Source organism: Bacillus sp. FSL K6-2865 (assembly GCF_040311405.1).
In the GTDB taxonomy this organism is placed as follows: Bacteria; Bacillota; Bacilli; order Bacillales; family Bacillaceae; genus Bacillus; species Bacillus velezensis.
This window is the reverse complement of sequence record NZ_CP152036.1, coordinates 1198117-1211983: the sequence shown is the minus strand read 5'-3', so window position 1 is coordinate 1211983 and position 13867 is coordinate 1198117. Positions and strand designations below refer to the sequence as shown.

Annotated in this window: 13 protein-coding genes; 9 read left to right on the top strand and 4 right to left on the bottom strand. The window is 44.9% G+C overall.

Going from position 1 to position 13867, the window contains the following annotated elements; all coding sequences use genetic code 11:
* Positions 1-58: 58 nt before the first annotated feature.
* Entirely contained in the window at positions 59-739 is a 681-nt protein-coding gene (locus tag NYE42_RS06140) for an HAD family phosphatase (protein ID WP_144664106.1), read from the bottom strand.
* Between the two features lie 17 nt (positions 740-756).
* Positions 757-1518, bottom strand: coding sequence for a DeoR/GlpR family DNA-binding transcription regulator (locus NYE42_RS06135; RefSeq protein ID WP_033574547.1), 762 nt, complete (start codon positions 1516-1518; stop codon positions 757-759).
* A 252-nt stretch (positions 1519-1770) separates the two neighbouring features.
* Between NYE42_RS06135 and lacG the strand changes: the two genes are divergently transcribed.
* The 9 genes from lacG (at position 1771) to NYE42_RS06090 (ending at position 12418) form a co-directional block, all read left to right on the top strand.
* Positions 1771-3171: a 6-phospho-beta-galactosidase gene (gene lacG / locus NYE42_RS06130; protein WP_144664105.1), complete on the top strand. Its 1401-nt coding sequence runs from the start codon at positions 1771-1773 to the stop codon at positions 3169-3171.
* Positions 3172-3234: 63 nt separating this feature from the next.
* Entirely contained in the window at positions 3235-3549 is a 315-nt protein-coding gene (locus NYE42_RS06125) for a PTS lactose/cellobiose transporter subunit IIA (RefSeq protein WP_144464025.1), read from the top strand.
* Positions 3550-3560: 11 nt separating this feature from the next.
* Complete coding sequence (locus NYE42_RS06120) at positions 3561-5258, top strand: PTS lactose transporter subunit IIBC (RefSeq protein WP_144664104.1); 1698 nt, start codon at positions 3561-3563, stop codon at positions 5256-5258.
* 15 nt (positions 5259-5273) lie between these two features.
* A complete protein-coding gene (locus NYE42_RS06115; protein ID WP_144664103.1) occupies positions 5274-6443 on the top strand; it encodes a galactokinase in 1170 nt (389 codons plus the stop codon).
* 3 nt (positions 6444-6446) lie between these two features.
* On the top strand, positions 6447-7439 hold the full coding sequence (gene galE, locus NYE42_RS06110; RefSeq protein ID WP_352426830.1) for a UDP-glucose 4-epimerase GalE: 993 nt from the start codon (positions 6447-6449) through the stop codon (positions 7437-7439).
* Between the two features lies 1 nt (position 7440).
* The gene (galT, locus tag NYE42_RS06105; protein WP_352426829.1) at positions 7441-8940 is read left to right on the top strand and encodes a UDP-glucose--hexose-1-phosphate uridylyltransferase; all 1500 of its coding nucleotides are present in this window, start codon (positions 7441-7443) and stop codon (positions 8938-8940) included.
* A gap of 51 nt (positions 8941-8991) precedes the next feature.
* Positions 8992-10104, top strand: coding sequence for a glycosyl hydrolase 53 family protein (locus NYE42_RS06100; RefSeq protein WP_352426828.1), 1113 nt, complete (start codon positions 8992-8994; stop codon positions 10102-10104).
* A 285-nt stretch (positions 10105-10389) separates the two neighbouring features.
* A complete protein-coding gene (locus tag NYE42_RS06095) occupies positions 10390-10863 on the top strand; it encodes a MarR family transcriptional regulator (RefSeq protein ID WP_007407329.1) in 474 nt (157 codons plus the stop codon).
* A gap of 142 nt (positions 10864-11005) precedes the next feature.
* On the top strand, positions 11006-12418 hold the full coding sequence (locus NYE42_RS06090; RefSeq protein WP_039251875.1) for an MDR family MFS transporter: 1413 nt from the start codon (positions 11006-11008) through the stop codon (positions 12416-12418).
* 99 nt (positions 12419-12517) lie between these two features.
* Here the strand turns inward: NYE42_RS06090 and NYE42_RS06085 are convergent, their stop codons facing one another.
* The gene (locus NYE42_RS06085; RefSeq protein WP_225562150.1) at positions 12518-12823 is read right to left on the bottom strand and encodes a putative quinol monooxygenase; all 306 of its coding nucleotides are present in this window, start codon (positions 12821-12823) and stop codon (positions 12518-12520) included.
* Positions 12824-12908: 85 nt separating this feature from the next.
* Positions 12909-13829: a class A beta-lactamase gene (bla, locus tag NYE42_RS06080; protein WP_144664098.1), complete on the bottom strand. Its 921-nt coding sequence runs from the start codon at positions 13827-13829 to the stop codon at positions 12909-12911.
* Positions 13830-13867 lie beyond the last annotated feature (38 nt).

The window sequence follows — 13867 nt, the reverse complement described above, 5'->3', positions numbered from 1 at the left end:
AAGAATTGCCCGATTACTGGCGGGCTGTTTATTTGGTGGTTCCTCCCAACTGCATCTCTCAAACAGAATGTCCGGCAACCTCAAAAAACGAGGTGAAGTCTGTCAGTATCCCGTCACCCGCCAGCTGTTTTTCTTCAAATAACGCGCGGTTTTTTCCGAGCGGATCAATGGCCATAATCTTGCCTGCACCTGCTTTTTTCGCCGCTGTGAGCCCCGAAAAGGCATCTTCAATGACTAAGCAATCTTCAGGTCTGAGGCCTAACTTTTCCGATGCGATGAGAAAAATATCCGGCGCCGGTTTTCCGGGGAAGCTCCCGTCATCAAACGTGACTTTGTCAAAATTAAACCACCGATCCAACTGAAAGACGTCAAAGTAAAACTCGACATTTTCCTTTACCGTAGCCGTGGCAATGGTCATCGGCGTTTCTGATTTTTTCAGATGGTTCAATACGCCGGTCAGTCCCTTCGTCAGCTTTAACTCATCTTTGTTTTCAAGGCATAATTCTCTGTAGTAGGCTTCTTTTTCAAAAGACAGCTTCTTGATTTCTTCATTTGTTAAATCGCCGGAAATAAAATACGTCAGGATTTCACTGTTTGTTCTCCCGTGAATGTTAACGAAAATGTCTTCATCAGAAATGGTTTTCGGCGCGTATTTTTTCACCATGAAAAACCATGCTTTTTCGTGCAGATGCGAATCTTGAAACATCGTGCCGTTGAAATCAAAAATAACCCCTTTCATCGAACCGCCCGCCTTTTTTATTTTTTTGCGATTTTGACATCTACATATTGCTCGTAATGAATTTGAACATCTTTCATCACTTTATCATCCGTAATCAGATAGTCCATATCGTGCAAGTTATAGAATACGTAAAAATCTTCCCGGTTGAATTTTTTATTATCCGCCAGCAAAAATTTCGTCCGCGAATTATTCAGCGCGATTTGATGAGCTTCCCCTTCTTCAATGCTGTAAGAAGAAATCTCATCATTATGTATGCCGTTGGCGCTGATGAAGGCTTTCGTAAAATTGAATTTCTGCAGATTGCCGTTCACGATGGGCCCGACGAAGGCACCGGTATTTTTTCGGAAATCGCCGCCAATCAGGATGGTATCGGCAGTGTCACCATGCTTTAAAATATCAAATACGGGATAGTTGTTTGTGATAATCCTGATTCGCTTATGCAGCAGGTGTTTGGCTAAAAGTTCAATCGTCGTGCCGGGCCCTAAAAAAACGGTATCGCCGTCATTTACATATGAAGCTGCGAGTTCCGCGATCTTCCCCTTCTCCTCCATTTGAACACCCAGTTTTTCATTATGCGATAATTCGTGATCAATGGAATAAGATATGCTCTGTGCGCCTCCGTGAATACGTACGATTTTTCCGGCCTTATCCAGCTCGTCCAGATCTCTTCTCACTGTCATATCAGAAACATCCAGTTCATCGATAATATCACTCACCGTAATAAATCCCCGCGAGTTTACGATATCGATGATTTTTAAAAGACGCTCTTTTTTTAACATGTTCAATCATCCCCTCAACTTTACACACAATCTAACACACCGCGGCACTCCGGTCAACAAAAACAAACACTAACAAACAACATAATCAACATATAAAACAACGAAAAACTTATATAATCCCTATGAACACAGATGTTATTTCTTTATGAAGCTATTGACAACAAAAATGTATGCGTTTACTATTAAACAAAAGATAACAATTACAAACATTAACAAACTTCAATTCACACATTGGCGAAGGAGGATTCAGTAATGCTCAAATTACCTTATGACTTTATTTTCGGCGGGGCGACTGCGGCATATCAAGCGGAAGGCGCCACAAAAGAAGGCGGCAAAGGGCCTGTGGCCTGGGATGAATTTCTTGAAAAACAGGGAAGATTCAGCCCTGATCCGGCAAGTGATTTTTACCGCCAGTTTCCGGAAGATATTAAACTATGTGAAAAATTCGGAATAAACGGCATCCGCCTTTCTATAGCCTGGACGAGAATTTTCCCTGACGGCACGGGCAAAATCAATCAGGAAGGTGTTGATTACTATCATCGTATTTTCTCAGAATGCCATAAACGCAACGTCACCCCTTTTGTCACGCTGCATCATTTCGATACACCGAAAAGATTATTTGATCAGGGAGATTTCCTCAACCGCGCTGCAATAGAAGCGTTCGTCAGCTATGCGGAGTTTTGCTTTAAAGAATTCAGCGAAATCAGATATTGGAGCACGTTTAACGAAATTTATCCCACAGCCACCAACCAGTATTTACTCGGGGTTTTCCCGCCATCTGTTAAAAGTGATATCACAAAAGTCATTCAATGCCTCCATCACATGATGGTAGCGCATGCGATGACCGTCAATCTTTTTAAAGACGGCGGCTATCCGGGAGAAATCGGTGTCGTCCACTCATTGGAAACAAAATATCCCGCCAGCGACTCAGAAGAAGACCGTCACGCCTGTTTTCTGGATGACGCGTTATCAGTGAGACTCCTCCTCGACGCCACCTACCTCGGCTATTATTCTGAGGAAACCATGCGGGCTCTGGATGAAATCTGTGAGGCAAACGGCGCTTCATACGAGTTTTCAGACAGTGACTTTGACGTGATGAAAAAAGCTTCAACGCGCAATGATTATCTCGGCATCAATCATTATCAATGCCATTTCGTCAAAGCGTACGACGGAGAAACCGTTATTCATCATAACGGAACGGGCGATAAGGGCACTTCGGTCTATAAAGTAAAAGGAATCGGCGAAAGAATTTACAAAGAAGGCCTGAAGCGGACTGATTGGGACTGGCTCATTTATCCTGAAGGCATGTATGACATGCTGATGCGCATCAAACGGGACTATCCGCAATATAACAAAATGTACATTACCGAAAACGGCATGGGCTATAAAGATGAGTTTGAAGACGGCATCATTATGGATAAGGCAAGAATCGACTATTTAAAAGTCTATTTAGAAGCCGTCAGTAAAGCGATTACCGACGGAGTCAATGTAAAGGGGTACTTCTTATGGTCCTTAATGGATTTATTTTCATGGACCAACGGCTACAACAAACGTTACGGTCTTTTTTACGTCGACTTTGACACCCAAAAACGGTATCCGAAAGAATCGGCCTACTGGTACAAACTTGTAAGTGAAACAAAAACAATCATTTAACGATCATACATGGTGAAAAGAGTCTCTTTTCATCATGTGTGCCGTCTTTAGGAGGTTTTTTTCATGACAAAGGAAGAATTGCAGATGCTCGGTTTTGAAATCGTCGCCTATGCCGGCGACGCCAGAAGCACTTTATTGAAAGTCCTGAAAGAAGTCCGTGCCGGAAACTTCGAAAACACGGAAGCAGCATTGAAAAGCGCCGATGAAAATTTAACCCTCGCCCACAATGCGCAAACGAAAATGTTAGCTGAAGAAGCTGAAGGCAAGGACATGGAATTAGGATTTATTTTCGTTCACGGTCAGGACCACTTGATGACAACCCTTTTGCTCCGTGATCTTATTCAGGATTTTATAGAACTCTACCGAAGCCGCCGATAAGGAGTGGAAAAATGAATGGTATCATCAAGCAAATCGAAAAGGGAAAACCGTTTTTCGAAAAAATCTCAAGAAACATTTATTTAGGCGCGATCCGCGACGGCTTCTTAACGGCCATGCCTGTTATTTTATTCGCCAGCATTTTCATCCTCACCGCCGCTGTGCCGGAAGTGTTGGGTTTCACTTGGCCTAAAAGTGTTTCTGAATGGCTTTGGAAAGTTTATAACTATTCAATGGGCGCCCTCGGTCTGATCGTTGCGGCAACAAGTGCGAAATGCCTGAGTGAATCAATGAACCGAAAAATGCCGAAAAACAAAGGGATCAACCCCGTTTCAGCGATGCTTGCTTCAGTCGTCGGGTTTCTCATTTTAAGCGTCACTCAAATTGATGGCGGATTCTCCACGGAATACCTCGGCACAAAAGGTCTTTTAGCTGCTTTTGTATCCGCTTTCATAACAGTGAACGTTTACAGATTCTGCGTGCTGAAAAATATTACGATTAAAATGCCTAAAGAAGTACCGGGTACCATTTCACAAACATTTAAAGATGTTTTTCCGTTCGCTTTTTCCGTTTTGGCCATGGTGATCGTTGATTTATTGATCAGGAACACGCTGAACGTATCGTTTGCAGAGGCTCTCTCCTCTCTCTTATCGCCGTTTTTTACCGCCGCAGACGGTTATCTGGGGATTTGTGTCATTTGGGGAATGATGGCGCTGTTCTGGTTTGTCGGCGTTCACGGGCCTTCTATTGTGGAACCGGCCATCGCAGCTATTATTTACGCAAATGTGGAGGCGAACCTGCAGCTTCATAATGCCGGTGAGCAGGCGTCCAACGTGCTGACCGTCGGACTCGGGAACTTTGTCGGCACAATGGGAGGAACCGGCGCAACCCTTGTGGTTCCGTTTATCTTTCTTCTTTTCGCGAAATCCAAGCAATTGAAAGCAGTCGGAAAAGCATCCGCGGTTCCGGTGTCTTTCGCAGTAAACGAACCTCTGCTCTTTGCTGCGCCGATCATTTTAAATCCTTATTTTTTCATTCCGTTTGTTGTAACGCCGATGGTGAATGTCTGTTTGTTTAAATTTTTCGTGGATGTCATCGGAATGAACAGTTTTATGTATGTTCTTCCGTGGGCCACCCCGGCGCCCGCCGGCTTGATTCTCGGAACCGGCATGGGGCTCTCGGCTTTTGTGCTGACGGCTGTATTAATCATTGTCGATTTCCTGATATACCTGCCATTCTGCAAAGCTTATGACAAAGTATTAGCGGCGAAAGAAGCCCAACACACCGAGCCTGAAACCGCGCCGCAAACATTACAGCCCGCCATGGCCGGCGCCTCCGAAGACGCGTCCTCCGTCATCAGCACAAATCTTCAGGAATCCTCATCCGCCTTGGAACACGGCACCAATGTGTTAGTGCTGTGCGCCGGAGCGGGAACGAGCGCCATGCTTGCGAACGCACTGACAGAAGGAGCCGAAGTATATAACGTGCCGATTACCGCCTCAGCAGGCGCCTACGGATCCCATTACGACATCATGAAAGACTTCGATATGATCATTTTAGCTCCGCAAGTCGGCTCTTATTATGATGACATTAAAGAAGATGCGGACCGCCTGCAAGTGAAACTCATCGCAACGAAAGGAGCAGAATATATCAGCCTCACCAGAAATTCACAAAAAGCCATTCAGTTCATACTGGAGCATACCTCAAAATAGAATCGGGGGTTTATCATGGATGCCAAACTTTTAAAATCAAGATTCGAAGACATTTTCAAGAGAAGTAACGGAGAACTGTTTTTCGCACCCGGCCGAATCAACCTGATCGGGGAACATACGGATTATATAGGCGGCCACGTTCTTCCATGCGCGATCACGATCGGAACTTATGCCGTATGCGCAAAACGCGGAGATCACCAGATCCGGTTATACTCAGAAAACTTTCCTGACAGCGGCATTGTCTGCCTTGATCTTTCCGCCACAGCATACAAAAAAGAAGACGGCTGGGCCAATTATCCGAAGGGGATGATCCATTACCTTCTTAAAGCCGGCGGCCAAATAGACAGCGGAATGGATATTCTTTTTCACGGTACGATTCCAAACGGAGCCGGTTTAAGCTCCTCCGCTTCCATTGAAATGTTAACCGGTTCCATTTTAAGAAAGTTATTCAGCCTGGATGTTTCCGATACTGAACTGGCGCTTATCGGAAAAAGAGTCGAAAATGAATTTATCGGCGTGAATTCAGGCATTATGGATCAATTCGCAGTGCAAAAAGGCAAAAAGAACATGGCCATTCTGTTAAACTGCGATAAGCTTGAGCACGAAATGATTCCGGCTGCTTTTAACGGATATAAAATCGTCATTATGAATACGAACAAGCGCCGGGAGCTGGCGGCTTCAAAATATAATGAACGCCGCAGCGAATGTGACGAGGCTCTTTCAGAACTGCGGCAATATCGGAATATCGCATCACTTGCGGAATTGACGGCAGAAGAATTCAACGAACTCGAATCCCTTCTCTCCTGTGAAACTTTGCGTAAAAGAGCCCGGCACGCGGTCAACGAAAACGAGCGGACCCTCTCAGCCGCGGAAGCTCTCAAATCAAATGATTTGAAAACGTTCGGCGAGCTGATGAATGCGTCCCACCGTTCGTTACGCGATGATTATGAAGTGACCGGTGACGAATTAGACGCGCTCGCTGAAGCAGCCAGGAAAGAAGGAGCACTCGGAGCGCGGATGACGGGCGCGGGGTTCGGCGGCTGCGCCATAGCCATTGTGGAAAATGAAGAAACCACCGGCTTTATCCGAGCCGTTTCATCTCACTACCGCAGCAGGACAGGTCTTGAAGCTTCTTTCTACATCGCGGATATAAGCGATGGCGCGGCTGAATGGAGGGAAAAATAAATCATGGCGATTCTCGTTCTCGGCGGAGCCGGCTATATCGGTTCTCATGCGGTTGATCAATTATTAAACAAAGGATTTAAAACGATAGCTGTGGATCATCTGCAGACAGGCCACCGGAAAGCTGTTCATGAAAAAGCAGTTTTTTACCATGGAGATATCCGTGACAAACCGTTTCTTCACTCTGTGTTTGCGAAGGAGAACGTAACAGGCGTTCTCCATTTTGCCGCTCAATCCCTTGTCGGCGAATCAATGAAAGACCCTCTTTCATATTTCAATAATAATGTGTACGGTACGCAAATTACACTGGAGGTCATGCAGGAATTCGGGGTGAAACACATTGTGTTTTCTTCATCCACCGCTGTATACGGCGAACCTGAAAAAGTGCCCATCACGGAAGACATGCCGGAAAAGCCGGAAAGCGCATATGGCGAATCAAAACTCATGGCAGAAAAATTGCTGAAGTGGTGTGAAACCGCCTGCGGCATAAAATATGTCTCGCTTCGGTATTTTAACGTTGCCGGCGCGAAAACGGACGGTTCCATCGGAGAAGATCATCATCCGGAAACCCACCTAATCCCTATCCTTTTACAAACCGCGCTCGGTCAGCGCGAGGAGGTTTTGATATTCGGCACTGACTATGATACAAAAGACGGCACGTGCATCCGCGATTATGTCCATGTTTCCGATTTAATCGATGCCCATATTCTCGCTCTGGAATATTTGCAAAACGGCGGAGACAGCGGCATTTTCAATTTAGGATCAAGCAGCGGGTTTTCCGTATCAGAAATGGCGGAAGCGGCCCGGCAAGTGACCGAAAGAGACATAAAAGTAAGAGCGGCCGCAAGAAGACCCGGTGATCCAAGCACCCTCATCGCTTCCAGCGATAAAGCGCGGAACATTCTGGGCTGGAATCCGAAACAAACGGACATATCGGAAATCATTGCGTCAGCATGGAATTGGCATCGGCAACATCCAAACGGATACAAGGACAAATGAAATGGAGGCGGCGGTCATTGAAGTTTTTGAATCAGTGACAGGGTTTCTGAAAGAAAGCACTGTCTTAGGCGACATAAATGAAACAGATGTGATTTATACAAGAAACAGACTTCTCGATCTGCTCGGACTGACGGATTATGCAGAACCGAAACATATCAAGAAACAAAACAGGCTCCACTATTTGGACGAAATGGTGAAAGACGCGGTAAAACGGTCAATCATAAACGATACACCGGCTGAAAGAGACATGCTGGGAAGCAGAATCATGGACGTGATCACACCGGCCCCTTCTCTCATCAATGCCGCGTTCAGCGAATTGTTATCAGATTGCCCGAGAAAAGCAACAGATTACTTTTACCGACTGAGCCAAAACAACGACTATATTAAGACGCGGGCCATTCGAAAAAATATCGTGTACCGCTCATCAACACCTTTTGGAGAATTGGACATCACCATTAATTTATCAAAACCGGAAAAAGACCCTAAAGACATCGCCGCGGTAAAAAACAGTCCGGAAAACCGGTATCCGACATGTCTGCTCTGTATGGAAAACGAGGGGTATGCCGGTACACCGCACCACTCCGCCCGTTCAAACCACCGCATCATCAGGCTTGACTTAGCGGGAGAACAATGGGGTTTTCAATACTCTCCTTATGCGTATTACAGCGAGCATGCCATCTTTCTATCAAGCGTGCACAAGCCGATGAACATCAGCCGTGACAGCTTCAGAAGGCTTCTGGCCATTACGGAAATTTTCCCGCATTATTTCGCGGGATCAAACGCAGACTTGCCGATCGTAGGAGGCTCCATTCTTTCTCACGATCATTATCAAGGCGGCGCCCATGAGTTTCCGATGGCAAAAGCGGGTTCCCTCTATCCTTTTCATATGCGTCATTTTCCAGACGTTCAGGCCGAAGCCGTGAAGTGGCCGGTATCAGTGATCCGCCTTCGCGCAAAAGATCCGGATTTGCTGACAGATGCCGCTGCGTATGTTTTTGAAAAGTGGCGGGAATATTCAGACGAAACCGTCAGCATCATCGCAAAAACGAATGAACCCCATAATACCGTCACTCCAATTGCCAGACGCAGGGGAACGGATTTTGAAATCGATCTCGCTCTCAGAAACAACCGCACCTCCGAAGATTATCCGGATGGCATTTTTCACCCGCATCAAGATGTCCATCACATCAAAAAAGAAAATATCGGTCTGATTGAAGTGATGGGACTCGCCGTTTTACCTCCCCGCCTGAAAGATGAGCTGGCAGAAGTGAAAAAGTATTTACTGAATGAACCTCATGACATCAAAGATATTCATCTTCCGTGGGCTGAAAACATCAAAGCGGATAAAGACGTGACACCGGAGAATGCAGGCGCTGTTTTACAAAAAGAAACCGCGAATGTATTTTTACGCGCGCTGACCGATGCAGGCGTTTTTAAAATGACACCCGAAGGAATTCAGGCGTTTCAGCGTTTCACGACGTTATTGGAGAATGGCAGCTGAAACATTCAGAGTGAAATCAATCAACAATCTTTTTTATCAGGAGGTATTGTGATGTTCAAAAACCGATTGAAACGTGTATTTGTAAACGCAATCTGTCTTTCTCTCATTTTCACTGCTTTTACATTCATTGAGAAGTCTCCTAAAGCAAAAGCGGAAGCCCCGTTTGCCTATGGCGCTGATATAGGTTGGCTGAAACAAATGGAGGACGAAGGTGTGCGCTGGCTGGATGACGGCGGAAAACAGAAAGATGCCTTGCAGATTCTTAAAGATCACGGAATAAATGCCGTGAGACTGAGAGTGTTTGTGAATCCGCCAAGCAGCTATTATTGGCTGAAAGACGGTACAACATGGACCATGCTCGGCTATAGTGACAAAGCGGGCGTACTTGCGGCGGCCAAAAGGGCAAAAGCGTTAGGAATGAAGGTAATGGTTGACTTCCATTACAGTGATGTGTTCGCTGATCCAGGACACCAGATCAAGCCGAACCAATGGAACGGTTATTCAAACAGCCAGCTGCAGGCAGCCGTGTATAACCATACGTACGATGTCATGAAAGAACTTAAAAATCACGGCATCTCCCCTGATTGGGTGCAAGTAGGGAATGAAATGAATTCAGGAATTTTACTGCCCGACGGCAGCACGAACGATTTCAGCAAATTGACCGCCTTACTGAACAAAGGCTATGACGCCGTGAAATTCGTCAGCCCGGCCACCAAGGTCATCAGCCATTTGGCACACGGCACGGACAACAGCCTATTCAGATGGTGGTTTGATCAATTCTTTAAAAACGGAGGAAAAACCGACATCATCGGCGTTTCGTTCTATCCCTATTGGGAAGGCAAGCCGTACTGGGAGCTCACCAGCCATTTATCATCTAATTTGAATGACATCGCCTCACGCTACAACAAGGAAGTTATGGTGGTTGAACTGGGCGGAGATGAAAATAATCCGAAAGATTCCTACTGGACCATAAAAGACACCATAAAACTGGTGAAAGCCGTTCCGAACGGCAAAGGAATCGGCGTATTTTACTGGGAACCCGAAGCTCACTCCAGCGTTCTGTCAGACGCGTATCCATTAGGCGCAACCGCCAAAGTGTCTAAAAACGTCTTGAAATACACAACCGCAATCGACGCTTTTCATGATGCCGCAACAGGAAAATGATTGATGCGAATCTCAAGCAGGCTCATTGTGCAGCCTGCTTTTTTATAAGGCTGTAGTGTTGGCCTGTTATGAAACAGAGCAAGTAACGAATACGGAAAGAAAAATACCCGAAAACCCGCGTTTCGGTTAAAAAACCGCTTTTTAAATAGAATACTTCTTCTGTTCTCCCTCCTTCTTATTTCTGCGCACTATCTCTCAGTTCCTAAATCATAACTTTACGATTGTTGAAAAAGAAACAAACATTTTATAATATTGTGTAAGCACCACCGAGCAGGAGGACGGGACATGGACAAAAAAGAACAGCTCCTCACGGATTTCAGGGACTTTTTTAACAAGATGGTGTGGCTGAATAGGCTGAAGATGGAAGAAAGCCTTAAGGGGCATAAACCTTCTGAAGTGCATTGCATCGAATTCATCGAAAAAATTGAAGACGCCAATGTGACAAAACTTGCGGAGTCCCTTTATATGACAAGAGGCGCCATAAGTAAATTAACGAAGAAGCTTATCAATAAAGGCCTTATCGAAAGCTATCAGAAGCCGCTTAACAAGAAAGAAATCTATTTCAGGCTTACCGAGCAAGGAAAAGTCATTTATAAAATTCACGAGGAATTGCACAAAGAGTTTCAAGAACGGGACAAAATCGTGTTTGAACAAGTAACTGATGAACAATTTGACACGATGCTGAACTTCGTGGAAACATACAGCAGGCATTTGGATTCAGAAATAAAGAAACTTGGTGCAGACATGAAATCGGAATAAATATGAATAAAACCATAGGCAGCCCTGCTCCATGAAAACGGGCTGCCTTTTTATATCCCTCTTATTGTTGACAAAGAAACAAAATCACTCTATTATTTTGTTGACAAGGAAACAAAGACAGCAATTTTGAGAGGAGAGTAATATGTCAACACATAAAAGAAAGGAACTTCGGATGCCAAAAGAAGTTCTCACAGCCGCCTGGGCTATTGCACTGGGAGCAATCGCTCCAATGCTTGACTCTACGATGGTAAACATCGCCATCGGCAAACTGACCAAAGACTTCAACACGACATTGGATACCATTCAGTGGTCCGTTACAGGCTATATGTTAGCACTTGCGATTGCAGTACCCGTATCCGGCTGGCTTATGAATAAATATAACGGTAAGAAAATCTTCATCGGCTCAGTCATCGCCTTTGGTGTCATTTCTGTTTTTGCGGGGATGAGCCGTGACGTTTCCAGCTTCATCTTCTTCCGTTTGCTTCAAGGATTCAGCGCCGGCATTATGACTCCGCTTATGTCAACACTCTTGGTTAAAACGGCAGGTCCGGAAAACCTGGGAAAAGTGATGGCAATCGTCAGCACCCCTATGATCTTCGGCCCGATCTTAGGACCTGTCATCGGAGGCTTCATCGTCCAAGGCGCTTCATGGCATTGGATTTTTTACATCAACGTGTTCATCGTTTTGATTGCTGCACCGCTTATGATGAAAACCATTCCAGACTTTGAACCATTCAACAAAGATCGTAAACTCGATATTTTCGGGATTATCAATTTGTCATTAATGAGCGCGGCATTGATGTACGGTATTACAAAAGCGGCGGATCATGCATCATTTAACAATAGCGACACCATTTTATGGGCGGGCATCGGTCTTGTTTCAGCAGCCATTTATCTTGTATATAATCAGATCAAGAAAAACCAAACCGTGCTGCCTATGAATTTGTTTGCAAACAAAAGCTTCTTATCATCTTCGATCGGGTTGTTCTTAGCGAATGTTGCCATCATGGGGCCGATGTTAATACTTCCGCTGTTTTTTCAAAACATTCGTCAGTTCACGGCAGCCGGAGCAGCACTCGCTTTAATCCCTCAAGGAGTCGGAATGCTCGTGACTCGTCCGCTGATCGGAAAAATGATTGATAAGATCGGTGCGAAATACGTGGTTACGGTCAGTCTTGTTCTTTCGCTGATCGGATCTATCCCGCTTATTTTTATCACCGATAACACAAGTATGGTTTGGATTTCCGTCGTATTATTTATCCGCGGCACCAGTTTTGGAGGAATTATGCTCCCATTGATGAGTGACGCTTATACAGGTCTTGACAGCAAACAGCTTCCGGAAGCGGGTGTCGGTATTCATATGATTGAAAACCTCGGTTCCAGCTTTGGCTCAGCTGTGATCGCAACCGTTACCGCAACTGTCATACAAGGATTGCAGCCGACGATTTCGAACAGTTTAAAAGGCTACCATGCCGGATTCTTAGTATCCGTCATCATCCTTGCGGCCATCTTCATTCCAAGTCTGTTCCTTACCCATAAAAAGACTGCCATATAAAGAACTTTTTAAAGTAAAAAACCCTTGCACAGCAAGGGTTTTAGTGAATAAAACTGATGATGGTTGCCGGCAAAGTCAGCCAACAACAGACAAAGCCTTTTACTCATTCACATTGCTTTTCATTAACCATTCTACTTCCGTTAATTCTTGTTTTTGAACGTCTTTTGTATGTTTTTTCGTAAAATGGACTTTAACAGCTTCTTCGTTTTCCCAAATCTCCCAAAGCATGATTTTGCGTTCTGATGGTTCGAGCGGATAAGCATGGAACTGAATACAGCCTTCTTCTTTGTTCGTTTCTTCCTCAAGTTTTTTGAACTCTTTCATTATTTCATTAAGGTCTTTATCACTGATGATTTTTAAGCATGCCGTTATGTAATGCATCGAAATTCCCCCTCTTCCCATCATTTTATGGCTTTACATTATAACATCGAAACCGGCATACCGCATTCTCAACATATAAAAAACCGTCCATAAAAATGAACGGCAATGTTTATTTAAGAGCATTTAGAGCGACTTTTGCAGCCTCAGCGATAAGAGCATTATTATAATTGGCATCTTCCGTAAACCGGTTTGACAGGATTGCCAAAACAATTGGGGCTCTGTCAGGCGGCCAAACGATCGCAATGTCGTTTCGTGTGCCGTAGCTTCCGGCTCCGGATTTATCGCCGACTTCCCATCCTGCAGGAGCGCCTGCCCGAATCAGTTCGTCGCCGGTAGCGTTGCCCCGCATCCAATCTGTTAAAATCGTGCGCTTGTCAGCCGTGAGAGTGTTACCCAAAGCGAAAGTCTTAAGGTCAGTTGCCAGTGCTTTTGCGGTGCTTGTGTCACGACGATCCCCGGGAATCGCAGAGTTTAGATCCGTCTCGAATCGATCAGCTTTCGTTACATGATCCCCGATCTGTTTCAATGATTTTTCAAAACCTTTGGGACCGCCAAGCTGCTGCAGCAATAGGTTCCCGGCGGTATTATCGCTGTAACGGACAGCGGCTTCTGAGATTTCTTTCAGGCTCATGCCTGTATCCAGGTGTTTTTCTGTGATTGGAGAATATGTAACTAAATCGTCTTTGCTGTAGCGGATGATGGCATTAAGTTTTTCATTTGAGCTTTTCTTCAGAACAGCAGCTGCAGCCAGAACTTTATAGGTTGATGCGTAAGCAAACCGTTCATTCGGCCGATAGGCAATTGTCTTGTTTGAACCTGTATCAATCGCATAAACGCCGAGCCTGGCATCAAATTTTTTCTCAAGCTGAACAAATTTCTGATTCGTTATACAGCTTGTCATTTTTGCGTCCTCTATAGATTTCGCTTCAGCATGCGCTGAGCCAAATAAAGGATTGAAACCAGTAAAGCTTAAACATAAAAGTCCAATGCATATTCCAACTTGTATTCTCGCTTTATTTTTCACATCCAGACCTCCTCATTATAATGATTTTGTATACATCTTCTAAT

Coding starts and splice junctions, on each gene's coding strand:
- NYE42_RS06140 (WP_144664106.1), bottom strand. CDS start 739: ATGAAAGGGGTTATTTTTGATTTCAACGGCACGATGTTTCAAGATTCG.
- NYE42_RS06135 (WP_033574547.1), bottom strand. CDS start 1,518: ATGTTAAAAAAAGAGCGTCTTTTAAAAATCATCGATATCGTAAACTCG.
- lacG (WP_144664105.1), top strand. CDS start 1,771: ATGCTCAAATTACCTTATGACTTTATTTTCGGCGGGGCGACTGCGGCA.
- NYE42_RS06125 (WP_144464025.1), top strand. CDS start 3,235: ATGACAAAGGAAGAATTGCAGATGCTCGGTTTTGAAATCGTCGCCTAT.
- NYE42_RS06120 (WP_144664104.1), top strand. CDS start 3,561: ATGAATGGTATCATCAAGCAAATCGAAAAGGGAAAACCGTTTTTCGAA.
- NYE42_RS06115 (WP_144664103.1), top strand. CDS start 5,274: ATGGATGCCAAACTTTTAAAATCAAGATTCGAAGACATTTTCAAGAGA.
- galE (WP_352426830.1), top strand. CDS start 6,447: ATGGCGATTCTCGTTCTCGGCGGAGCCGGCTATATCGGTTCTCATGCG.
- galT (WP_352426829.1), top strand. CDS start 7,441: ATGGAGGCGGCGGTCATTGAAGTTTTTGAATCAGTGACAGGGTTTCTG.
- NYE42_RS06100 (WP_352426828.1), top strand. CDS start 8,992: ATGTTCAAAAACCGATTGAAACGTGTATTTGTAAACGCAATCTGTCTT.
- NYE42_RS06095 (WP_007407329.1), top strand. CDS start 10,390: ATGGACAAAAAAGAACAGCTCCTCACGGATTTCAGGGACTTTTTTAAC.
- NYE42_RS06090 (WP_039251875.1), top strand. CDS start 11,006: ATGTCAACACATAAAAGAAAGGAACTTCGGATGCCAAAAGAAGTTCTC.
- NYE42_RS06085 (WP_225562150.1), bottom strand. CDS start 12,823: ATGATGGGAAGAGGGGGAATTTCGATGCATTACATAACGGCATGCTTA.